Here is a 22156-nt window from a genome sequence, read left to right on the forward strand (position 1 = left end):
CGACCGCCTCACTCGATCTTCACATTCGCCTTCTGCGCCACCTCGGCCCAGCGCTTGGTCTCCGAGGAGATATGGGCGGTGAACTGCTCCTGCGACGAGCCGACGGGATCGACGCCGAGCTTCTTGAGCTGGTCGATCACCGCCTGCTCTTTCATGATCGCCTGCGTCTCGGCCGAGAGCTTGGCGACGATCTCTTTCGGCACGCCGGATGGCGCGAAGAAGCCGTGCCAGGAGCTGGCATCATAGCCTGGAATGAACTCGGCCAGCGCCGGCAGGTCCTTGGCGACCTCCAGCCGCTGCGGTGTCGCGGTAGCGAGGGCCCTGATCTTGCCGTCCTGCACATGCGGCCAGGCAATTGTGATGTTGTCGAAGGTGATCTGGATCTGGCCGGAGAGCAGGTCCTGCGTCACCTGCCCGCTCGAACGATAAGGCACGTGCGCCATGTCGGTGCCGGTTGCGACCTTAAACAGCTCCGCCGCCATATGGGTCGAGGTGCCCGCCCCAGACGAGCCGAAGGAGTACTTGCCGGGATTTTTCTTGAGCAGGTCGATCAGTTCGGGAACCGTCTTGGCCGGCAGATCGATATTGACCATCAGGATGTTCGGCACGCTCGCCACCTGTGAAATCGGCGCGAAGTCCTTGGTGTGGTCGAAGGGCAGCCTGGCATAGACAGCCGGGTTGATCGCATGGGTCGAGACAGTGCCCATGGTCAGCGTGTAGCCATCGGCCGGCGCGCGTGCGACGGCAGCAACACCGGTATTCCCGCCGGCGCCCGGCCGATTCTCGACGATGAATTTGCCGCCGAGGCGCTGGCCCAGCCGGTCAGCCAGAATGCGCCCGAGCAGGTCGGTGGTGCCGCCGGCCGCGAAGGGCACGACGATGGTGACGACCTTGCTGCCCGGATAGTCGCCTTGCGCGAAGACAGGCCCAGCCGCAGCCAGGCAAGCGGCGGCGATGATGATCGTTCTGCGGCTGATGCTCACTGGTCTTGTTCCTCCCCGTCACGGACATTCCGCCTTGCGCCTCGTTCTGGGCGCTTGCCCGAGGGATATCACAGGATTGCAGATTTGAAATCTGAAATTTCAGATTGCCGGAACAGGAGGATTGTGCTGTTTGATGCCGGTGTGCGGCGCGGGTCGTTATCCGGCTTTGGTGGATGTCGACTGGCCGCTTCGGAATGATGATGTTGCAGCCTGCCGTAGAACCCGTCGCCCCCGATCTGCTGCGTTCGCTGCGCGAGCACGTGCATGAGCGCCTGCGCCGCGCCATCGTCGCCGGGCGTTTCCGCAATGGCGAGCGGCTGAACGAACGCCAGCTCGCCGAGATGCTCGGCGTCAGCACGACACCGGTGAAAGACGCGATCCGCAAGCTGGAGAGCGAAGGGCTGGTGCGGACGGAGGCGCGGCGCGGCGTCTTCGTCGAGTTCTCGCCGCGGCAGGCGCTGGAGATGGCGCTCGGCCGCGCCGCGCTCGAAAGCGTCATGGCCCATATCGCGGCAAACCATCTGACCGGGAGCGACGAAAGAGAGCTCGCCCGGCTGATCGCCGAGATGGAGCAGGCGACCGAGCATGGCGACCTCGAGGATCTGGTCGCGCTCAACGAGACTTATCACCGCGCGATCCATCGCATTTCGGGCTGCACCTATCTGGAGCGCCGGCTCGACGGCCAGCGTATGTACGATCACGCCCAGCGCATTTCGCTTCATTCGGAGCTGGCCGAACGCCGCCGCGGCTTCGAGGAGCATCGCGGCATCTACGAGGCGCTCCTGGCGCGCGATCCCGCGCTCGCCGAACTCAGGATGCGCCGCCACATCGTCCGCTCGGCGAAGGCCCATGTAAGGCTGGTCTTCGGCGCGGATGCGGAGGGACTGGACTATGACGAATGACAAGGTGCGCAGCGCGCTGCGCGGCATTTCCGGCGTCCATGTCACCGCCTGGAAGGCGGATGGCGAGGCCGACTGGGGCCTGACCGGCAAGATAGTCCGGCGCATCGCCGAGGCCGGCATCCACAATATCGTCTCGGCCGGCAACACCGGTGAGTTCTACCCGATGACGACGGCCGAGGTGGAACGTTCCCACGCCGTCGCAGCCGAGTCTGCCGCCGGCAAGGCGCTGGTCACGGCCGGCATCGGCAGGTCCCTGCGTGAGGCGGTCGCGACCGGCAACCTCGCCGCCAGGGCCGGCTGCGATGCCGCGATGGTGCATCACCCGCTCGACCCCTTCGCCGCGCCGCAATCCCAGGCCGACTACATCCTCGCCATCGCCGAGGCGCTGTCGATCCCGCTCGTCGCCTATATCCGTTCGGACGCGATCGGCGTGAAGGACCTGATCCGCGTCGCGACGCATCCGAACGTCGCCGGCGTCAAGTTCGCTTCCAACAACATGATGCTGCTCGCCGATTGCGTACGCGAGACCGAAGGCTCCTCGGCCAACTGGATCTGCGGCCTCGCCGAGGGCTGGGCCGCACCCTTCTATGCGCTCGGCGCGCGCGGCTTCACCTCCGGTCTTATCAATGTCGTGCCCGAGCGCTCGCTCGCTGTCTGGCGTGCGCTGGAAGCCGGTGACTATGCCGCGGCGCGCCGGGAGGTCGATGCCATCGCCGGCTTCGAGAAGCTGCGCACCAAATACGGCAACGGCGCCAACGTCACCGTGGTGAAGGAGGCGCTCGGCTTGCTCGGCACCGATGTCGGCCCGGTCAGACTGCCCGGCCTGCCGGAGCTGAACGAGGCCGAGCGGGCGGAATTGCGCGGCATCGTGTCGGGCTGGGGCGCTGTGAAGGCCGCGGCTGAGTGACAGGCCGTCATTCTCGGGCGGAGCGAAGCGCAGACCCGAGAATCTCATGACAAGATGGCACTGGTTTCCGGGATGGTCGGGTCAAGCCCGACCATGACGCCAGAACCGACTAGAACGACAAGAATTCCGAGGAAACGCCCATGTCCCGCCCCCGCAAGACGCCCGAGACCCTGCGCAGCTGGCGCTGGTTCGGGGCGAGCGATCTGCGCTCCTTCGGCCATCGCTCGCGGGCGCTGCAGATGGGCTTGGGCCATGAGGAATTCATGGGCAAGCCGGTCATCGGCATCATCAACACCTGGTCCGAGATCAACCCCTGCCACACCCATCTGCGCGACCGCGCCGAGGCGGTGAAGCGCGCGGTCTGGGCGGCCGGCGGCTTCCCGATCGAAATCCCCGTGATGTCGGTCTCGGAGCAATACCAGAAGCCGACGACCATGCTCTATCGCAACTTCCTGGCGATGGAGACGGAGGAGTCGATACGCTCCCACCCGCTGGACGGCGCGGTGCTGCTCGGCGGCTGCGACAAGTCCACGCCGGCCCTGATCATGGGCGCCTGCAGCGCGGGGCTTCCCTTCATCTTCGTCCCGGCCGGGCCGATGCTGCGCGGCAACTGGGCCGGCAAGGTGCTGGGTTCCGGCGCCGACGTGTGGAAGTACTGGGCCGAGAAGGAAGCCGGCAACATCACCGACGATCAGTGGCGCGATATGGAAAGCGGCATCGCCCGCTCCTACGGCACCTGCATGGTGATGGGCACCGCCGCGACGATGATGAGCCATGCCGAGGTACTCGGCCTCACCTTGCCCGGCGCCTCCGCCATCCCTGCCGCCGACGCCGCCCATCCCCGCATGGCCGCCGCCGCAGGCAAGCGCATCGTCGAGATGGTCTGGGAGGATCTGACGCCGGACCAGATCCTGACCCGCAAGAGCTTCGAGAATGCACTGACGGTCCACATGGCCGTCGCCGGCTCGACCAACGCGATCATCCATCTCGTCGCCATGGCCGGTCGCGCCGGAGTGCCGCTGACACCGGACGATTTCGACGCCTTCTCGCGCACGGTCCCGGTCATCGCGAATTTGCGCCCCTCGGGCGACTTCCTGATGGAGGATTTCTTCTATGCCGGCGGCCTCCCCGCTCTGCTGAAGCAGCTCGAAAGCAAGCTCCACACCGATGCGATGACCGTGACCGGCAAGCCGATCGCCGAGACCATCGCGCTCGCCAATGTCTATGACGACAACGTCATCCGCCCGCTCGACCGCCCGGTCTCGACCGCCAACGGCCTCGCCGTGCTCAAGGGCAACCTCGCGCCCGATGGCTGCGTCATAAAGCCCTCGGCCGCCGAACCTCGCCTGCTCAAGCATTCCGGCCCGGCCCTCGTCTTCGAGGATTACGACGCAATGATGCGGGCGGTGAACGACGAGAACCTCGACGTCACCGCCGACCACATCATGGTGCTGAAGAATTGCGGCCCGGTCGGCGGCCCCGGCATGCCGGAATGGGGCATGCTGCCGATCCCGAAGAAGCTGCTGAAGCAGGGCGTGCGCGACATGCTGCGCCTCTCGGATGCCCGCATGTCCGGCACCAGCTACGGCGCCTGCATCCTGCATGTCGCGCCGGAAGCCTATATCAAGGGCCCGCTCGCCGCGGTGCAGACCGGCGACATCATCAGCGTCGATGTCGAGGCCCGCAGCATCTCGGTCAACCTCACCGAAGCAGAGATCGCCGCCCGCCTCGCCGTCTGGACGCCGCCCGACCGCGACTATCCGCGCGGCTGGGGCAAGATGTCCGCGGCCCATATCCGGCAGGCCGACAAGGGCTGCGATTTCGACTATCTCGAAGGCACTGCCAAGGTGGCGGAACCCGAGATTCACTGACGCGAGCAGGAGGCGTCATTCCCGGGCCGCGCCCGGCGCGGAACCGAGAATCTCAAGCCGAGGGAGGCTCCAGAGCCCGCTCTCCCGGAGATGCTCGGGGCAAGCCCGAGCATGACGCGCTGCCCTAAAACTCCGCATCGAAGGCGATGGCGTCGAACGCTGCCCGCACCCGCCCCAGCGCTTGTGCGGTGACATAGGCATAGGCACGCTCGGGTGATTGGGCGACAACGCCGCGATCGCTGCCTTGCACATTGATTTCCGAGGACACGGTGAAGCCGACTGCCGGCGTCGTTCGCATTGGTACGGGCATCCCGATGCTCTGGCGAGCGCCCGCCGCCGCAGCCTGGTAGGCGTCGATCAGGATCTGTCCGTCCGGGCGCCAATGGTAGCGTCGGCACAGCATCTGCTCGATCGCCAGCGCGCGGGCTCCCCATCCAGTGGGGACCGTCCCCCGCTCCAGCTTGATGCGGGCGAAGCTGACCGTCCCGGCGCTCGGGGACAACAGTACCGTCAAGGCCCCCGTGTCGCCCACAGCCGGGGTCAACGTCACCGAACGCCGGTCTGCGCCTGCCGTAATCGTGCCGGTCTGGCTACCGATGGCGACCGAGAGATTGCCGCCGCTCAGGCCTTCGACGGACAGCGTCAGCGACAGACCGGCGAAGGAGGCAAGGCCCCACAGCGCCGGCTCGACGACCTGCACGATTCCACCTGAGTTCAACGTGATAGCGAAACCGCTGCGCGAAAGATTGGCGCCGCCGCTCGCCGCCTTCCAGCGATCGAACCCGTAGTTTCCCGTCGCAAGCGCTCCGCCCGCGAAGCCGCGCTGGTTGATCTGCATGTCGCCATTGATCAGGAGGTCCGTGCCGCAGGCCCAGGCCGAGCCTGGCAGAACCACGCTTCCCGTCCAGCGATCGATCGCGATTGCATCGTGCCACGCCGAGCCGTCCCCGCTGACCTTCACCCGGAATTCGTCGTCTCCGGCCAGGCCGAATTCGGCGCGCCCCGACCAATTGGTCTGGAACAGAACGCTCGCGGTGTTGCCCGCAGCGCCCTTGTTGATCTTGAGGCGATGATCGCCGCCGGCATGGTTGAACAGGCTGGCCTCGGAGGAGACGGCGAGCCGGTTGGTCGCATCCGCTGACGCGTTGATGCCCCAGCGTTCGGCGCCGAGGTTGCTGAGCGGGCTGTCGCGGCGCCAATCCGTCCCGGTCCAGAGATTGTGCTCGGCTTCGTCCGCGACCCAGGCCTGCCAGCCCGCGCGCGGCGTCAGGAAGGTCCAGCCGCCATCCTCGAACAGCGCCAGCTGATCGGCCCGGCCGGCGAAGGCGCCGGTGCCGCCCGGGGGCACGATATAGGCGGAAAGCTCCGTCGGCGAGGCCGGCGGCGCGGTCTGCGTGCGACTGTCGACGACGAGGTGGATCAAGGCATCCAGTCGCGTCAGCGCGTCGTTGTGGGTGACGTGCTTCTGCGCCTGTCCGGCGGCGAGCAGGGGCAGGGAAAGTCGGGGGGTGTCGGTCATGTGGCCTCGCGAAGGGGATGCAGCGCCGGGCTGTCGCGAGGGGGATTATCGGGCGATTGCCGAAGCCGGGGATAAGTCGGCCGGCTCAGCCGAACGTGCCATTGCCCATGTCGCCGGGAATGCGTGGAAAGCGCGCCTCCGGCATCAGGTGCCGAGCGGCACGCCATGGATGGCCTTGCCGCCCGGCGCGATCCGCTCCGCCGACGACGCGGCAGAACTCTCCAGCATGAAACCTCTCCCGTTCATCGCCGACATGTTGACCCGACGCTCTTACGACAGCATAGACGGTGCGAAGACATGACGCAGATTTCACCTATGCCATTGCTTCGCCGTTTTTACATTGCCATAAGGGCATAGCTGGGCATCGGCGCGAAACGATTCTTACAGTGCTGGCCTAGATCTTGCTGTGCGCCCCGCCAGCATTCGGAGTTCCGGTTTGAACGCCTCCCTCGACAAGCTGCGCCGCGCCGCCGTCCTGATCGGCTGGACCGCCCTCCTCGTGATCGTCGTTTCGACGCTGTCGCCGATCGATGCGCGGCCCCACCTCATGGACCTGGGTGCGGATACCGAACGCTTCCTCGCCTATCTTGCCGCCGGCGCATTGCTCACCTTCGCTTACCCGCGCCAGCGCTGGCTGGTGCTGCCCGGCCTGATCGGTCTGGCCGCAGGTTTGGAATGGCTGCAGACGCTGGAGATGACCCGTCACGGGCTGCCTCATGACGCGTTGGTCAAGATCATGGGGGCGCTTGTCGGCTCCGCCATGGCGAGCTCCTTCGAATATATGCTCCGGCGCTTCCGCAACGCCATCTGAACGTGCAACCCGCCAGATCCAGTGTCTCGATCTGGGCCACCTGTTGGCGGCACAGGCATTGCCACCTCAGCCTTCACGACGGATCCGCTGTGAGCCTGCGTCCCGCTTTGGGACGAGGCGTCGCTGCCGCTCGGATCTGAAGGCGGGGTGACATGAGCGTCAACGATCTGGACAGCACGCTGCTGACAACGTCCGAAAGCCGGCCGCGCCTCTGGCGGTACTGGCTCGGGCCGCTCACTGCGGCGAGCGACGCGATCATCGTCGGCTCTCTCGTCGGTGCGGCGTCGGCCGCCTATTACCTGGTAACCCAGAACGAGATTGGCATGGATCGCGCTGCCCCCGAGCTGGCGGCGATGCTGATGACGATCTTCGTCTTCATCAATCTGATGCAAGGGCGCTATCAGCTCAAAAACTACCTCTCGCCCCAGGGCCAGATCGCATCGGCCTTCTCGGTCTGGAACATCACGATGGTCGCTTTCCTGGCGCTCATCTTCGTCGCCAAGATCACTGGTCACTATTCGCGGATCGTCATTTTCACGACCTATTTCGCCGGGATACCGGTGATCGCGCTGTCGCGCTCGCTTCTTGCCCGGTGGGTCGCAGCCGGTAGCAAGGCAGGTCGGATCACGTCCGAGCGCGTGTTCCTGATCGGGCGGGAAGACAACGTGATGTCCTTCGTCGCCCGGCACAAACCCTGGCATGTCGGTTTCGCGATCGCAGACGTTGCGTTCCTGAAATCGGGCCGGGATGGCAATCCGGCGGAACTCTCGGCCAATCTGGCCGCCGCCGTGGCAAATTGCCGGGCCAGGCGGCCCGATGCCGTCCTCATCGCCCTGCCCTGGTCGGAGCAGAAGACCATCGAGGCCTGCGTCGGCGCCTTCACCAATCTTCCGGTCGCGATCCATCTCGCGCCTGAGCCGATCATGGAGCGTTTTGAGACGCCGCATTTCGTTCGCTCCGGCTCGTTTTCCAGCCTGCGCCTGACCCGTCAGCCGCTGTCCGGAGCGGAGATCGCCACCAAGCGCGCGCTCGACATGGTTGCTGCCGTCTCGGGTTTGGTCCTGACCCTGCCGCTCCTCATCATGATCGCCGCGTTGATCCGGCTCGACTCGCCCGGCCCAATCCTCTTCCGGCAGCGTCGCTATGGCTTCAATCAGCAGGCGTTCCGCATCTTCAAGTTCCGGACCATGACCACGACCGACGACGGCCAGGTCGTCGTCCAGGCCAAGCGCAACGATCCCCGGATCACCAGGGTCGGGCAGGTGCTGCGCCGCTACAATCTCGACGAACTGCCCCAGCTTCTGAACGTGATTGCCGGCGACATGTCGCTGGTGGGGCCGCGGCCGCATGCGCTCGCCCATGATGTCGAGTTCCAGTGCAGGATCGCCAACTACGCGCGCCGTCACAACGTCAAGCCGGGCATCACCGGCTGGGCTCAGGTGAACGGCTTTCGGGGCGAGACCGACACCGACGAGAAGATGGCCAAGCGCGTCGCCTATGATCACTGGTACATCGACAACTGGTCGTTCTGGCTCGACGTCGCGATCCTGTTCCGAACGGTGTTCAGTCGAAAGGCTTTCACCAACGCGCGCTAGAACCGGGTCCGGCCAGGTTGAATCAACCTGCTCGGAACCTCCTCTAACTTATTGAGAGAAAACGCATGATCCGGTCGGATTGCGGCGCAATCGGATCGGTGCGTGCTCTGACGCAAGCGTTGCGCGGCCCCGCTCGCCAGCCAGTGCGGCCGGCGCGCAGTCCCTCAGGTCAACAGCCGCCAGATGGTGCGCCCGAACCAGACGGCGCAGCCGAGCATGATCGCCAGCGCCGCCACCAGCGCCACGAGGATCACGAACCGCCCGACGAAAAAGCTCGCCATGCTCGCGGGATTTTCGGGAACGTTGTCGTTCGCCGCCCGCGGCATCCGAGCCGGGCTGGAGATGCGGAACGGGGTGGGGATTCGAGGCACGCGCTCTGGTCGCATGACACGGGCTCGTAGCGTTAAAATTGCGTTAATCCGACACCATGATAATCGACTGAAATCGATCTGCGCAAAAGCTCTAGGTGCGATTTCAGGCGAGTTTGACCGAACAAGGTTAACCTTGGGTCAGCCCCAAGGCCGACGCGCCACGCGAGGCGCTACTCCATCACCATCGCGTGGTCCTCAGCCGGCGCAGCTGCCTTTTGGCGAGGCGTGCGCAACAGCGCCAGGAAGGGCAGCGCTGCAAGGCAGAGGATCATCAGCAGCTTGAAGTCGTCGACATAGGAAATGATCGTCGCCTGCCGCGTCACGACCTCGTCGAGCGCGGCGCGCCCCGCCAGCGTCAGCGGATCCCAGGCCTCCTTGATCGCCGGCATATCGAAGATGCGGTTGAACGGCGTGACATAATTCGCGATCTCGGCATGGTTCACCTGCACGTTGCGGGTGAGCAGATAGGCGACCAGCGAGATGCCCACGCTCGAGCCGATATTGCGCGAGAGGTTGTAGAGGCCGGTGCCGTCGCCGCGATACTCGGCCGGGAGCGTCGCGAAGGTGATCGTCGTCAGCGGCACGAAGAGCAGCCCGAGCCCCGCCCCCTGCAGGAAGCCGGTCACCATGATGGTCTGTTGCGACACGTCGGGCGTCCAGCCGGCCATATCGTACATCGCCCAGGCGCTGACCAGCAGGCCGGAACCGAGTAGGATGCGTGTATCGACCTTGCCGATCAGCTTCCCGACCATGAACATGCAGGCCATCGTGCCTAAGCCCCGCGGCCCCATGACGATGCCGGCGGTTACCACCGGATAGCCCATCAGCGTCTGCAGATAGGGCGTCATCAGCGCCAGCGACGCCAGGTAGCAGATGCCGACGATGAAGATGAAGATCAGCCCGACGCAGAAATTACGGTCGAGGAAAAGCCGCGGCTTGATGAAGGAATTCTCGGCCGTGAACGTGTGCACCACGAGGATATAGAGCGCCGCGACGCAGACCGTCGCCTCGACGACGATCTCGAAGGAGTCGAACCAGTCGAGCTGCGCACCGCGGTCGAGGAACAGCTGCAGCGCGCCGATCGCGATGCTGAGCGCGCCGAAACCGACCCAGTCGAGCTTCGCCGATGCACTGGATTTCGTCTCGCTGACGAAGATCGAGACGCCGACCAAAGCCAGGATGCCCAGCGGCAGGTTGATGTAGAACACCCAGCGCCAGGAGATGTTCTCGGTCAGCCAGCCGCCGATCACCGGGCCGAGCACCGGCCCCACCATCACCGAGACGCCGAACAGCGCCATAGCCGAGCCGCGCTCCTCGGGCGTGTAGATGTCGAGCAGGATGCTCTGCGACAGCGGCACCAGCGCCGCGCCGAAGAAGCCCTGCATCAGCCGAAAGCCGACGATCTGGGGGAGCGACTGCGCCGCCCCGCACAGGATCGAAGCGACGACGAAGCCGATAATCGCCACCGACAGCACCCGCTTGCGCCCAAAGCGCGCGGCCAGGAAGCCTGAGGGCGGCGTCATGATCGCGGCCGCGACGATGTAGGAGGTCAGGACCCAGTTGATCTGGTCGGCGCTGGCCGAGACGCTGCCCTGGATATAGGGCAGCGCGACATTGGCAATCGTGGTGTCGAGCGCCTGCATGATCACCGCGAGAATGACGCAGGCGGTGATGGCGCCGCGGTTGGCGACCGGGGTCGCTGCCGCGGCGATGGCGCTAGCCATGGTTGTTCTCTGTCTTCTTGCCCATGCTCGGGTTTTTGCCCATGCCCGGGTTCTTGCTCATGCCCATCGCCGAGCCAATGAAGTCGGGCACGCCGCGCGCATGGCCGGTGTCGACATCGAGCGTCACGCTCATGCCGGCGCGCAGTTGCGGCCGGTCGGGCTGCGTCTCGATCTTCACCCGCATGGCGATGCGCTGGACGACCTTGACCCAGTTGCCGCTGGTGTTCTGTGCCGGCAGCAGCGAGAAGCTTGCCGCCGAGGCCGGGCTGATGCTGTCGACCGTGCCGCTCCAGTTCGCGCCCGGATAGGTGTCGACATAGATTTCGGCCTTCTGCCCGGGCCGCACCCAGGTCAGCTCGGTCTCCTTCGGGTTCGCCTGGATCCAGACATGGTCGGTGGAAACCAGGCTGAAGGCGTTGGTCGCCTCTGCCAGATATTGCCCCTTCTGCAGCGAGGGCACGTTGGTGACGATGCCGTCCATCGATGCGCGCACCACGGTGTGGTCGAGCTGGCGGGCTGCCTCGGCGCGGGCGGCGACGGCGTCGCGGTAGCGCGGATGTTCCTCGATCGGCGCATCGGGCTTGCCGTTCAGGCCGGCGGCGATGCCGGCGAGTTGGGTCTGCAACTGCACCAGCTTCTGCTGCGAGCCGTCGAGATCGTGCTTGGCCTGATCGTAGGTCGCCTGCGACGCGACGGATTTCGTGGCGAGGTCCTGCTGGCGCTTGAACGTGGTCTGGAAGAACGCGATATCGCTCTCGGCCTGGGCGATCTGGCTTTGCATGCCCTTGTAAGTCGCCTTCAGCGCCGCGAGATCGTTGCTGACCACGCCGATCTGCGCGTCGGCCCGCTCCAGCGCGAAGCGGAACGGCTTGTCGTCAAGCCGGAAGAGCACTTCGCCGGCCTTCACCGGCTGGTTGTCGCGGACATCGACCTCGCTGACGATCCCCGCAACATCCGTCGAGATGCCGACGATGTCGGCCTGCACGTAAGCGTTGTCGGTCGACATCACCTGACCGCCGGTGACGTAGGTGTATCCGCCAGCGATCAGCGCGACCGGCAGCAGCGCGAAGAGCAACTGGCGCTTGCGGTTGCGCGCGGGGCGCGTCGGCGAGGGAGCGGAAGCGGCGACCGGCGTCGTCTCGGGCGTATTGCCGGCGGGCGCAGGCGGCGCCTTCATCTCTCCCGCGCGCTTGATCTCGGTCACATTGTCACGCGGCTCGGGTTCGCGAGCACTCTCCACGCCGGCATCGGTTCTTCTGGCAACGTCATCCATGGCGGACCTGTCCTTCGGCCGCCGGCGATTGGCAGGCGGCCAAAAGATTCTCTTTCATGGTTTCGAGGAGGCCGAGCAGTCGCGCGCGCTCCGCTTCAGGAATCGTGCCGAACGCCTCTGCCCGCGTGACTTCGCCGAGCGCACGCATCGTTTCGAGCGTCGGCCCCGCCTTCTCGGTCAGGTACAGCTGCCAACTGCGCCGGTCGTTCGGATTGGGCCTGCGCTCGACCAGCCCGCAGCTCTCAAGCTTGTCGACGATCCGGCCGACGGTGATCGGCTCGACGTCGATCAGCTCGGCGAGCATCCCCTGCTGGATGCCGGMATTCCGATCGAGATAGGCGAGCACCTGCCATTGCGAGCGCGTCAAGCCAGTGTCGCGGGCGTTCTGCTCGAAGCGCTTGCGCAGCAGACGCGCGACGTCGTGCAGGAGGAAGCCCACGGTCGGCGGTGGCTTTGTAGGCATGCTTGTCATAAGCATCTATATAATATTTCGATACAGCTATGCACAACCGCCTATGCCGCAACCCTCCGTCGCTTCACCTGCATTGCCAGCCCGGATGTGCGGCGACTACGGTTCCGCATCGGAACATTGTCGGCGAAACGGCCGGGCCGATCCGAGCGAGGGGGATAGCCAGTCGTGACGCGTTGGATTCGCAGGCAGTTGTCGTCGCTGTCGGGCGTAGGCTTGGTCTTGGGAACGCTGCTGTTCGCAGCAGCTCTGACGCCGACTCTCGTACCGCGCAGCTATCTCACGCAGGGTGCGCTCGCCGGTATCTGCTTTGCGATCGGCTATGGCCTCGGCGTTCTGTCGCGACAGCTCTGGCGCTATCTCGAACTCCCCGAGCCGTCCGACCGGCTGCGGCGGCCGGCCAATGCCGTGGCACTTCTCTTGTCCCTGCTGATCGCGCTGCTGTTCCTGTGGAAAGCGGCCGAGTGGCAGAATTCCGTTCGCGCGGTCGTCGGTCTGAGTCATTTGCCGAGTTCGCACCCGACCAAGCTGTGCCTCATGGCATTCGCGACCTTTGTGCTGGTGCTGGTCATCGCGCGCCTGTTCAAGCGGCTGGCCGACTGGCTGGTCGGCGTCACCCGGCGCTTCATCCCTGCCCGGCTCGCCACCGTGATCGGCGTCGGCCTGGCCGCGCTCCTGTTCTGGTCGCTGGCGAGCAACGTCCTGGCGAGCGCGGTCTTCCGCATGCTGGATTCCTCCTATCGCGAACTGGATGCCCGGCTCGAGCCCGAGCGGCCGCAACCCACCGCCCCGAACAAGACCGGCAGCCCGGCCTCGCTCGTGAACTGGCAGGAACTCGGCCGTGCCGGTCGCGAATTCATCGCCGCGGGCCCGACCGCCGCGCGGATCAGCTCCGAGACCGGGCATCCGGCAATGGAGCCCATCCGGGTCTATGTCGGCCTGCGCGGCGCGCAGACGGCCGAGGCGCGGGCCAGGCTCGCTCTGGAGGAACTCAAGCGCGTCGGCGGCTTTTCGCGTTCGACGCTCGTCGTCGTGACGCCGACGGGCACCGGCTGGGTCGATCCTTCCGCGATGGATGCGCTGGAACATCTGCGCGATGGCGATGTCGCCAGCGTCGCGGTGCAGTACTCCTATCTGAGCAGCCCCCTCTCGCTCCTGACCCAGCCGGAATACGGAGCCGAGACCGCCCGCGCGCTCTTCCGCGAGATCTATCGCCACTGGACCGCCCTGCCCCATGACGCGCGGCCGAAGCTCTATCTGCACGGCCTCAGCCTGGGCGCGATGAACTCCGAGAAATCCGCCGAGCTGTTCGAGATGATCGGCGATCCGATCGACGGCGCGCTCTGGAGCGGCCCGCCCTTTGAGACCCGGAACTGGCGCTCGATCACCGAGGCCCGCAATCCCGGCACCCCGCAATGGCTGCCCGAATTCCGGGACGGCCGCATCGTGCGCTTCATGAACCAGAACGGCCCGACGGTCCCGCCCGATCGACCCTGGGGGCCGATGCGGCTGGTCTATCTGCAATATGCGAGCGACCCGATCACCTTCTTCGACTATCGCGATGCCTATCGGCAGCCGGACTGGATGAAGCAGCCGCGCGGGCCGGACGTGTCGTCCGAGCTACGCTGGTATCCGATCGTCACGATGCTGCAGCTAGCGCTCGACATGGCCGTGGCGACCAGCACCCCCATCGGCTACGGCCATGTCTATGCGCCCGAACACTATGTCGAGGCGTGGACGGCCGTCCTCGGCACCGGCCGCTGGTCGGCTGAGGAACTCGCGGCCCTGAAGCGGCATCTTGCCGAGCGGGCGCGGGCTCGGGCAGGCGCCAATCGCCCCGCCGACGACCCATACGACAACCGGGGCGGATAGCTCCGCCGATGAAAGAACGGCAAAGGGGGCTTGATCCTGATCGCGTTTGCGGCTGTGCTGCTGCATCTCTGGCCAGGGGGCCCTCCGGGAAGCCGATGGACGCCACGCGATCACCAGCTCCAGGATCAATGACAAGGGCCATGCTGTCCTAGCATCGGCCACCCCTTTGCCTTTCACCATGATGCATCGCTTCGACTCTGACCAATCGCGATGGAGGACCGATGAGACAGCTAGGGTTTAGGGCCGGAGGTTCCGGTGCCGGAATCGGTTCGTTGAGTGGAAGCCTGCTTCTGGCGCTGTTGCTCTCAGGCTGTGGCGGCGGCGAGGCGCTGTCGCCGGTGGCGAGCGTCGCGGACGCCGCCCCGCCCCCGACCAATGTCACGCGTGATGCGCTGGTGGGCCGCTGGGGCATCGCCTCCTTCCACACCGAAAAGGACCGCAAGCGCACCGAGGCCGAAGCGCGGGCGCAATGCAAGCAGCCCTATACGATCACGAAGGGCCCCGGCGACGGTGTGATGATGCATGTCGCCGACGACCCCAAGCCCTATGAGCTGCGGCTGAAGGCCGGCCCGGGCGGCAAGAGCTATGTCGGCTTCGAGGCGCCGGCCGGCGATCCGCAGGATCGCGAGCTGCTTTCGGTATCGCAGAAGGAGCTGGTGATGCGCTTCGTCGATCCGGACGCGAACCGGCGCTACGGCACCTTCGTCTACAGCCGCTGCTGATCTGGAGCTGACGGGACATGAACCTCTCAAAGACCCTCGCCGGCATCGGCCTTGCTGCCGGCTTCGCCTGCCTGCCGCTGCTAGCCCTCTCCGGCGCCTCCCTCGCGCAGCCGCGCGCCCCGGCGGGAATGAAGGAGACGATGGATATCGGGGACGAGCCCGGCCGTGTCTCCACCGAGGAGGTCAGCATCACCGAGGGCCCCTATGCCCGCCAGATGGTGCTGTTCCGCTCCAGCGAGGCGCCCGGCACCGTCGTGATCCATTCCGGCGAGCGCTTCCTCTATGTGGTCCAGGGCAATGGCCGCGCGCTGCGCTACGGCATCGGCGTCGGCCGCGAGGGCTTCACCTGGTCCGGCCAGGTCCAGATCAGCCGCAAGTCCGAGTGGCCGGATTGGCGCCCGCCGCCGGAGATGCTGCAGCGCCAGCCCTATTTGCCACGCTTCATGGCCGGCGGCCCCGGCAATCCGATGGGCGCGCGCGCCCTCTATCTCGGCTCGACCGTCTTCCGCATCCACGGCACCAACCAGCCCGAGACGATCGGCGAGGCGATCTCGTCCGGCTGCTTCCGGCTCGCCAATGGCGACATCGTCGATCTCTACGAGCGGGTCCCGGTGGGGACCAAGGTGATCATCCGCCACAACGCCACGCTGTGACTGGCGCCGTGCGCAACCGAATCCGAAGGGAAAAGAGAGCCATGTCCAAGGCCTCATGGTTTCGCCTGCCCGGCCTCGCCGCCGGCGCCGCGCTTGCCGCCACTCTGGCGGCTCCGGCCGTTGCAGGCACACTCGATACGGTGAAACAGCGCGGCACGCTCCAGTGCGGCGTGAGCGAGGGCGTGCTCGGTTTCTCGGCAAAGGATGCCGAGGGCAAATGGAGCGGCTTCGACGTCGACTTCTGCCGCGCCGTCGCGGCCGCCGTCCTTGGCGATGCGAACAAGGTCGCCTTCACGCCGCTCTCCGCCAGCGAGCGCTTCGATGCGCTGAAGGGTGGCAAGGTCGATCTGCTGGCACGCAACTCCACCTGGACACTCGGCCGCGAGGCCGAATTGGGTCTCGCCTTCGCCGGCATCACCTATCACGACGGCCAGGGCTTCCTGGCGAAGCGCTCGCTCAAGGTCGACGACGCGTTGTCTCTGGACAAGGCGAAAATCTGCGTCGAGGCCGGCACCACGACCCAGCTCAACCTTGCCGACTTCTTCAAGTCCAATTCCATGACCTATGAGGAGAAGGTCTATCCGAGCGCGGCGGAAGCCTTCGCCGCCTTCGAGAGCGGACAATGCGACGTGCTGACCCGCGACCAGTCGGCTCTGCATGGCGAGCGGCTCAGGCTGGCGAAGCCGGCGGACGCGATCGTGCTGCCGGATGTGATTTCGAAGGAGCCCCTCGGTCCCGTGGTGCGCAGCGACGACTTCCCCTGGTTCAACGTGGTGAAGTGGGTGAACTTCGCGCTGGTCAACGCCGAAGAACTCGGCATTTCCACCAGCAATGTCGACGAGGCCCTGAAATCGCAGAAGCCCGACGCACGCCGCTTCACCGGCGCGGAAGGCGGCTTCGGCAAGGCGATGGGGCTCGATGCGGACTGGGCGATCCGGGCGGTCAAGGCGACCGGGAACTATGCCGAGATCTACGAGCGCAACCTCGGGACCGGCTCGAAGCTCGGCATCCCCCGCGGCCTCAACCAGCTCTGGAGCATGGGCGGCGTGCTCTACGCGCCGCCGCTGCGGTAAAACACGCGCGACCTTCGACGGGAGCGGGCACAGGCCCGCTCTCGGCACGGCATCAGCGGCAGAAGCTGAGCAATTTCAAGTTTCAAGGAGATGGGTGGTGGGGGAAGCAGGACTCGAACCTGCGAAGGCATAGCCAGCGGATTTACAGTCCGCCCCCTTTGCCGCTCGGGACATTCCCCCGCCTGCGCCCATGATCGGCCTGTGGGGCCGAGGGCCGCCGATATGTCACTTTCGCGACGACCGGCAGGCGCGGCCGGACTTATGGTGACCGGGCCGCCCCCTGTCAACGGCAAAACGACCGAAGGCGCGAATTCCCTGTGAAGCGAGCCCGGCAGAAATCGCTCAACTCGCAGCGCCGAGGCGCTTCAGGACGAAATCGACCCGTGTTTCGACGCTTTCCTGGGGCAATTCGACGAGATCGTAGCCATAACGAGGATAGGTCCGGGCCATCGCCTCATAGGTCCGCTCGGCCTCGGCGAAATCCTGCTTGCGCTCGGCATCCTGCCCGAAGATGGCAGGCCATGGCGGCGCGATGAACACCGTCCTGCGATAACGGAATCGTTCCGCCGCAGCCCCGGCATACGGCGGCACCGGCAGCCCGCAGAGCGCGAGATAGCCCACGATGTCGGGCAATCCACGGTCGAAGAAGACAAGCTCGCCTTGTCCACACGCCTCATCGTAGCTGCGCAGATCGGCCGCGAGCATCAGCTCCGCAAAGAGCGCGCGATTCTTCCACGGCAATCCCTCGCCGCCGATCGCCCGCTGATCGCGGATGATCGCCCGGCCGGCCTCGGGCTGCACGGCATGGCCGCGTTTCGCCAGCGCCTCGATCAGGGTCGTCTTGCCCGAGCCGGGCCCTCCCGTGAGGACGATCAGCCGATCTGTCCTGTCTGTCATGGTCGATCCTTTCCTCTGCGATCCGTCCACATCCTGCGCTTGGCTCTGGCCAAGCGCCTCGCGCCATGGCACGGCACTCCGGTCAATCTGGAGAATGCGATGGCCCCGCCATTCCGCCCGAAACAAGCCAGGCCTGCCGGCGGCCGCCCAGGCGCCCCCCGACGCGCCGGCGGCCCGCCGGCTCATCGGCCCGGCGATATCGACGAGGCCGTGCTTTACGGCGTTCATCCCGTGGTCGAGGCCCTGCGCAACCCGGAGCGCCGGCACCGGCGCCTGCTCGCCACCGAGAACGGGTTGCGGCGGCTGCAGGAAGTGGTGGGCACGCTCCCGCTCGAACCCGAGATCGTGCGCCCCTCCGAGATCGACCGGCTGCTCACGCCTGATTCGGTGCATCAAGGCCTTTATCTGGTCTGCGATCCCCTGCCCTCGCCCGAGCTCGACGACCTGGCGGACGACGCCGTCGTGCTGGCGCTCGACCAGATCACCGACCCTCACAATGTCGGCGCCATCCTGCGCTCCGCGGCCGCCTTCGGCGCAGCGGCGGTCATCGTCACCATCCGCCATTCGCCCGCGGCCACCGGCGTGCTGGCAAAATCGGCCTCCGGCGCGCTGGAGCATGTGCCTGTAATCTCCGTCCGCAACCTCGGCGATGCGCTCGAGACGCTCGGCAAGCGCGGCTTCCTGCGCATCGGCTTCGATTCGGATGGAGACGTCGCGCTCGACGAAATGACGCTGAAGCGGCCGCTCGTCATGGTGATGGGAGCGGAAGGCAAGGGCCTGCGTCAGCGCACCCGCGAACTGTGCGATCACGTCGCGCGGCTTGAAGTCCCGGGTGCGATTACCAGCCTCAACGTCTCGAATGCCACGGCGATCGCGCTCTACGTCGCAAGCCGCCGCTAGCGACGAATTTGAAGCCTATCTCGGGCCCGAATCTGGATTTGGGACCAACACCCGATCAGCGGCGCGGCACCGTCAGCAGCAGCGCGCCCGTCTCGGCATGGGCGTATCGGCTGCGGGCGCCTTCTCGGGCATCGTCCGCGCCGCCAATCCGAATGATTCGAGCGACGGGACGCGAGCGTGGCTCCTCTAGCCGGTAGATCGTTGGCTCCGGCGTGGGCGAACGTTGGATTCCGGCCCGCACGGGCAGATTCTCGAACGCATCGGGATCGATCGTCTGCAGCGCCTCGGCTTGCTGCTCGATGACGGTGACACCGCCCGTTGCCGCGCCTGCATCGTACCAGGGCCAATCATAGCCCGGCGAATTCCAGCCGAAGCGGCGATGATGCCAGCCATGCGCTCCACGGCCTGCACCGCGCCACGGCCGGACGCCCCGAACGGGATACCCGGCAATGGCTCGCCCGTGGCCGATCGACACGGGGGCTCCAAGTGCGCCGCTGCGCCCGGCGGCCCAGGCGCCCGTCGGCAGCGTCGCAGCAACGAAGAAACCGCAGGACAAGGTGATCGCAAGCCGCGACATGGCGCGCCTCCTCAACCGCATCTCGTCAGGCCTCCCGAAGAGGACTATAATGCTGCCACGTCCGCTGGAAAGCCACTGGTTTTCCACAGTCGTTAGTCTCCCACCCGCCTCGTCGATAGTCTTAAGACGAACGGTGCAAGACCAAGTGCTCGATTGCCCCTGCGACAATACGCGCGCAAATCTCTGAGCCAGCCTGGTGTGGCGGAATTTGTCCGCCACCCGGCATCGCGGTCATCGCCACATCAGAAGTGCGAGCCGCGTTGAAGGAACCGGCCGGGGCATCCCGGCTCCAGGGCTTTACCAGGGGAGACAAGCGCCATGAGCATGGCATCGCAAACATCGGACTCGAGGGCTGCGCCTCGGCCGATGACCAAGGAAGAGAGGAAGGTCATCATTGCCTCGTCGGCCGGAACGGTCTTCGAGTGGTATGACTTCTATCTGGCAGGCTCGCTCGCCGCCAACATCGCCCAGACCTTCGTGCCCGGCGACAACGACACGGCGAAGTTTATCTTCGTGCTCTTCGGCTTCGCAGCCGGCTTTGCGGTCCGCCCCTTCGGCGCCCTGTTCTTCGGCCGCCTCGGCGACATGATCGGCCGCAAATACACCTTCCTCGTCACCATGACCGTGATGGGCATCTCGACCTTCCTCGTCGGCTTGCTGCCCAGCTTCCAGACCATCGGCTACGCCGCGCCCGTGATCTTCATCGCCTGCCGCCTGCTACAGGGCCTCGCGCTCGGCGGCGAGTATGGCGGCGCCGCGACCTATGTCGCCGAGCATGCCCCGATGGGCCGGCGCGGCTTCTATACGTCGTGGATCCAGACGACCGCGACCGTCGGCCTGTTCCTGTCGCTGATCGTGATTCTCGGCCTGCGCCTCAGCATGACGCCGGAAGCCTTCGCCGCCTGGGGCTGGCGCGTTCCGTTCCTGCTCTCGATCATCCTGCTCGGCTTCTCGATCTGGATCCGCCTCCAGCTCTCCGAATCTCCGGCCTTCGTGAAGATGAAGGAAGAGGGCACCCAGTCGAAGGCGCCGCTCTCCGAAGCCTTCGGCACCTGGCAGAATGCCAAGATCGGCCTCATCGCGCTGTTCGGCGGCACCGCCGGCCAGGCCGTCGTCTGGTACACCGGCCAGTTCTACGCCCTGTTCTTCCTGACGCAGACGCTGAAGATCGACGGCACCACCGCCAACCTGCTGATCGCTCTCTCGCTGCTCGCCGGCACGCCGTTTTTCATCCTGTTCGGCTGGCTCTCGGACAAGATCGGCCGCAAGCCCATCCTGCTCGCCGGCTGCCTGATCGCGGCTCTGACCTACTTCCCGCTGTTCACGATGCTCGCGAGCACCGCCAACCCGAAGCTGATGTCGGCGACCGAGAACGTGAAGCTTGTCCTCGCCGCCGATCCGGCCGAATGCGGCACGCTGTTCGACCCGGTGGGCGTGCGCACCTTCACCAAGCCCTGCGACGTCGTCCGCCGCACGCTGGCCACCAACTCGATCCACTACGATCTGGTGCCCGGCCCGGCCGGCTCGCCGCTCAAGGCAACGATCAACGGGGCTGCTGCGCCGAGCGGCGCGGCCGATCTCGTCACCGCCGCCCAGGCCGCCGGCTATCCGAAGGCGGGTGATGCGACCATCCTGAAGACGCCCTCGATGGGCCAAGTGCTGAGCGACGGCCGCGCCATGAAGGCCGTGGGCATCCTGTTCGTGCTCGTCCTCTTCGTGACGATGGTCTACGGTCCGATCGCGGCGCTGCTGGTCGAACTCTTCCCGACCCGCATCCGCTACTCCGGCATGTCGCTGCCCTACCACATCGGCAACGGCTGGTTCGGCGGCTTCCTACCCCCGACCGCCTTCGCCATCGTGGCCGCCAGCGGCAACATCTTCTCCGGCCTCTGGTATCCGATCATCGTGGCGCTCGGCACCTTCGTGATCGGCCTGCTCTTCCTGCCGGAAACCAAGGACCGCGACATCCTGAAGTGACCCCACTTCGGGCGATCATCTCGGCCCCGCTCGCAAGAGCGGGGCCTTTTCTTTGCCGCTCGAGGCCGTGACTTCTCTCGCTGCCCCAAAGCCGCTTTGCCGTGCTGTTCTGCCGCTCGCTGTGCTATCGTAACGTCAAGGTCCGGCAGATGGCAGGAGCCATCCCACCAGCGGCGACGATCAAGCCGCCGCCCGATACTTCCGATGAACAGGCCGGGCCGTTTCAGGGAGTAGCGCGATGACAACCTACATCATGCTGGCCAATTGGACCGATCAGGGAGCGCGCCACGTCAACGCCTCGCCGAGCCGTCTCGACGCTGCCAAACAGGCGCTCAAGGAGATGGGCGGCGAGTTCAAGGCCTTTTTCATGACGATGGGCAAATACGACATGGTGATCGTCTGCGAGGCGCCGGACGATGCGGTCCAGGCGCGCTTCTGCCTGCAACTCGGCATGCTCGGCAATCTCCGCACCCAAACCCTCAAGGCCTTTCCCGAGGCGGCCTATCGCGAAATCATCCGCTCGATGAGCTGAGCCCGTCAGCCAGACGATGAGGCCAGGCAGACGTTCCTGAAACGGCCCTTCCACGTCATTGCGCACGATTGCGGCGCAATGGATCGGCAGCAGTAGCATCGGAGATGCTTGCTCTCGCTGTCATCGGCTGGTAACCGCTACGGCACCGCCGACGAGAAAATTTCAGTCGGCGGCAATCCTGGCCGAGCAGTCAGGGATGCCGGTGTAGCACAGCGGTAGTGCAGCGGTTTTGTAAACCGAAGGTCGGGAGTTCGATCCTCTCCACCGGCACCACGAATTCCAGAATGGTTTCAAGATGTTGATACGAGGCGCCGGATGTAGTCCGGCGCCTCGCTCCTGCCGCCCTCCAGAGGCGAGCCGGATTGCGTCGAGATGCTCCCGTTTGGGGGCTGCGGACTTTCCTCGGATCAATTGAAATCGGCCGGTTGGAGCGTGGCGTGAGGGGCCAATGTTCGAGAACGGCGAAGTTCCGGCAATCGTCGCAGCTGTAGTGCCTCACTGGCTGCTGACGGCGATCAATATCATGGG

At 65.8% G+C, this 22156-nt stretch carries 19 protein-coding genes, 2 tRNA genes and 1 pseudogene; 13 read left to right on the forward strand and 9 right to left on the reverse strand.

Translation table 11 applies throughout. The features are described from left to right. Positions 1-8 precede the first annotated feature (8 nt). Positions 9-983: a Bug family tripartite tricarboxylate transporter substrate binding protein gene (locus AC1DIN_RS00215; protein ID WP_476808261.1), complete on the reverse strand. Its 975-nt coding sequence runs from the start codon at positions 981-983 to the stop codon at positions 9-11. Positions 984-1183: 200 nt separating this feature from the next. Between AC1DIN_RS00215 and AC1DIN_RS00220 the strand changes: the two genes are divergently transcribed. The 3 genes from AC1DIN_RS00220 (at position 1184) to araD (ending at position 4663) form a co-directional block, all read left to right on the forward strand. Next, positions 1184-1885, forward strand: coding sequence for a GntR family transcriptional regulator (locus AC1DIN_RS00220; RefSeq protein WP_441471758.1), 702 nt, complete (start codon positions 1184-1186; stop codon positions 1883-1885). Further along, on the forward strand, positions 1875-2792 hold the full coding sequence (locus AC1DIN_RS00225) for a dihydrodipicolinate synthase family protein (RefSeq protein ID WP_476808262.1): 918 nt from the start codon (positions 1875-1877) through the stop codon (positions 2790-2792). Before AC1DIN_RS00220 ends, AC1DIN_RS00225 begins: the two co-directional genes overlap by 11 nt. Before the next feature lie 140 nt (positions 2793-2932). Further along, on the forward strand, positions 2933-4663 hold the full coding sequence (gene araD, locus AC1DIN_RS00230; RefSeq protein WP_476808263.1) for an L-arabinonate dehydratase: 1731 nt from the start codon (positions 2933-2935) through the stop codon (positions 4661-4663). 124 nt (positions 4664-4787) lie between these two features. On the opposite strand, the gene AC1DIN_RS00235 is transcribed toward araD, so the two are convergent. Next, positions 4788-6182, reverse strand: a complete 1395-nt coding sequence (locus tag AC1DIN_RS00235) for a DUF2793 domain-containing protein (protein ID WP_476808264.1) — start codon at positions 6180-6182, stop codon at positions 4788-4790. A 94-nt stretch (positions 6183-6276) separates the two neighbouring features. After that, positions 6277-6410 (reverse strand): annotated as a pseudogene (locus tag AC1DIN_RS00240) (aspartate/glutamate racemase family protein); the annotation flags it as partial. Between the two features lie 208 nt (positions 6411-6618). On the opposite strand from AC1DIN_RS00240, the gene AC1DIN_RS00245 reads away from it, so the two are divergent. Both AC1DIN_RS00245 and AC1DIN_RS00250 read left to right on the forward strand, forming a co-directional pair. Continuing rightward, on the forward strand, positions 6619-6993 hold the full coding sequence (locus AC1DIN_RS00245) for a VanZ family protein (protein WP_441471754.1): 375 nt from the start codon (positions 6619-6621) through the stop codon (positions 6991-6993). Positions 6994-7145: 152 nt separating this feature from the next. After that, positions 7146-8588 (forward strand): undecaprenyl-phosphate glucose phosphotransferase, encoded by a 1443-nt coding sequence (locus AC1DIN_RS00250; RefSeq protein WP_441471753.1) that lies wholly within the window; start codon positions 7146-7148, stop codon positions 8586-8588. Positions 8589-9129: 541 nt separating this feature from the next. Here AC1DIN_RS00250 and AC1DIN_RS00255 read toward each other — a convergent pair. From AC1DIN_RS00255 to AC1DIN_RS00265, 3 genes are read right to left on the reverse strand one after another with little or no spacing between them, the layout of a single operon-like run. After that, complete coding sequence (locus AC1DIN_RS00255) at positions 9130-10683, reverse strand: DHA2 family efflux MFS transporter permease subunit (protein WP_476808265.1); 1554 nt, start codon at positions 10681-10683, stop codon at positions 9130-9132. After that, a complete protein-coding gene (locus AC1DIN_RS00260; protein ID WP_476808266.1) occupies positions 10676-11956 on the reverse strand; it encodes an HlyD family secretion protein in 1281 nt (426 codons plus the stop codon). Before AC1DIN_RS00260 ends, AC1DIN_RS00255 begins: the two co-directional genes overlap by 8 nt. Beyond that, positions 11949-12419, reverse strand: a complete 471-nt coding sequence (locus tag AC1DIN_RS00265; protein ID WP_476808267.1) for a MarR family winged helix-turn-helix transcriptional regulator — start codon at positions 12417-12419, stop codon at positions 11949-11951. Before AC1DIN_RS00265 ends, AC1DIN_RS00260 begins: the two co-directional genes overlap by 8 nt. Positions 12420-12593: 174 nt before the next feature. On the opposite strand from AC1DIN_RS00265, the gene AC1DIN_RS00270 reads away from it, so the two are divergent. From AC1DIN_RS00270 to AC1DIN_RS00285, 4 genes are all read left to right on the forward strand, one after another. Continuing rightward, the gene (locus AC1DIN_RS00270) at positions 12594-14297 is read left to right on the forward strand and encodes an alpha/beta hydrolase (RefSeq protein WP_476808268.1); all 1704 of its coding nucleotides are present in this window, start codon (positions 12594-12596) and stop codon (positions 14295-14297) included. A 272-nt stretch (positions 14298-14569) separates the two neighbouring features. Continuing rightward, the gene (locus tag AC1DIN_RS00275) at positions 14570-15019 is read left to right on the forward strand and encodes a hypothetical protein (RefSeq protein ID WP_441471748.1); all 450 of its coding nucleotides are present in this window, start codon (positions 14570-14572) and stop codon (positions 15017-15019) included. A 17-nt stretch (positions 15020-15036) separates the two neighbouring features. Continuing rightward, a complete protein-coding gene (locus AC1DIN_RS00280; RefSeq protein ID WP_441471747.1) occupies positions 15037-15672 on the forward strand; it encodes a L,D-transpeptidase in 636 nt (211 codons plus the stop codon). A gap of 41 nt (positions 15673-15713) precedes the next feature. Beyond that, positions 15714-16745: an amino acid ABC transporter substrate-binding protein gene (locus AC1DIN_RS00285; protein ID WP_476808269.1), complete on the forward strand. Its 1032-nt coding sequence runs from the start codon at positions 15714-15716 to the stop codon at positions 16743-16745. Positions 16746-16840: 95 nt separating this feature from the next. Here AC1DIN_RS00285 and AC1DIN_RS00290 read toward each other — a convergent pair. Then, positions 16841-16925 (reverse strand) — tRNA-Tyr (locus tag AC1DIN_RS00290). A gap of 162 nt (positions 16926-17087) precedes the next feature. Beyond that, positions 17088-17642 carry an AAA family ATPase gene (locus AC1DIN_RS00295; RefSeq protein WP_476808270.1) on the reverse strand — a complete coding sequence of 185 codons (555 nt, stop codon included), beginning with the start codon at positions 17640-17642 and terminating at the stop codon, positions 17088-17090. A gap of 99 nt (positions 17643-17741) precedes the next feature. On the opposite strand from AC1DIN_RS00295, the gene rlmB reads away from it, so the two are divergent. Then, a complete protein-coding gene (gene rlmB / locus AC1DIN_RS00300; RefSeq protein ID WP_476808271.1) occupies positions 17742-18542 on the forward strand; it encodes a 23S rRNA (guanosine(2251)-2'-O)-methyltransferase RlmB in 801 nt (266 codons plus the stop codon). A 55-nt stretch (positions 18543-18597) separates the two neighbouring features. On the opposite strand, the gene AC1DIN_RS00305 is transcribed toward rlmB, so the two are convergent. Beyond that, positions 18598-19119 carry a hypothetical protein gene (locus AC1DIN_RS00305; protein ID WP_476808272.1) on the reverse strand — a complete coding sequence of 174 codons (522 nt, stop codon included), beginning with the start codon at positions 19117-19119 and terminating at the stop codon, positions 18598-18600. A gap of 366 nt (positions 19120-19485) precedes the next feature. Between AC1DIN_RS00305 and AC1DIN_RS00310 the strand changes: the two genes are divergently transcribed. The 3 genes from AC1DIN_RS00310 (at position 19486) to AC1DIN_RS00320 (ending at position 21901) form a co-directional block, all read left to right on the forward strand. Then, entirely contained in the window at positions 19486-21096 is a 1611-nt protein-coding gene (locus AC1DIN_RS00310; RefSeq protein WP_441471742.1) for an MFS transporter, read from the forward strand. A gap of 238 nt (positions 21097-21334) precedes the next feature. Then, positions 21335-21628, forward strand: a complete 294-nt coding sequence (locus AC1DIN_RS00315; protein WP_476808273.1) for a GYD domain-containing protein — start codon at positions 21335-21337, stop codon at positions 21626-21628. A gap of 198 nt (positions 21629-21826) precedes the next feature. Next, positions 21827-21901 (forward strand) — tRNA-Thr (locus AC1DIN_RS00320). The last annotated feature ends 255 nt before the right edge of the window (positions 21902-22156 follow it).

The sequence above is a fragment of the Allobosea sp. 05T438 genome (genome assembly GCF_056396025.1).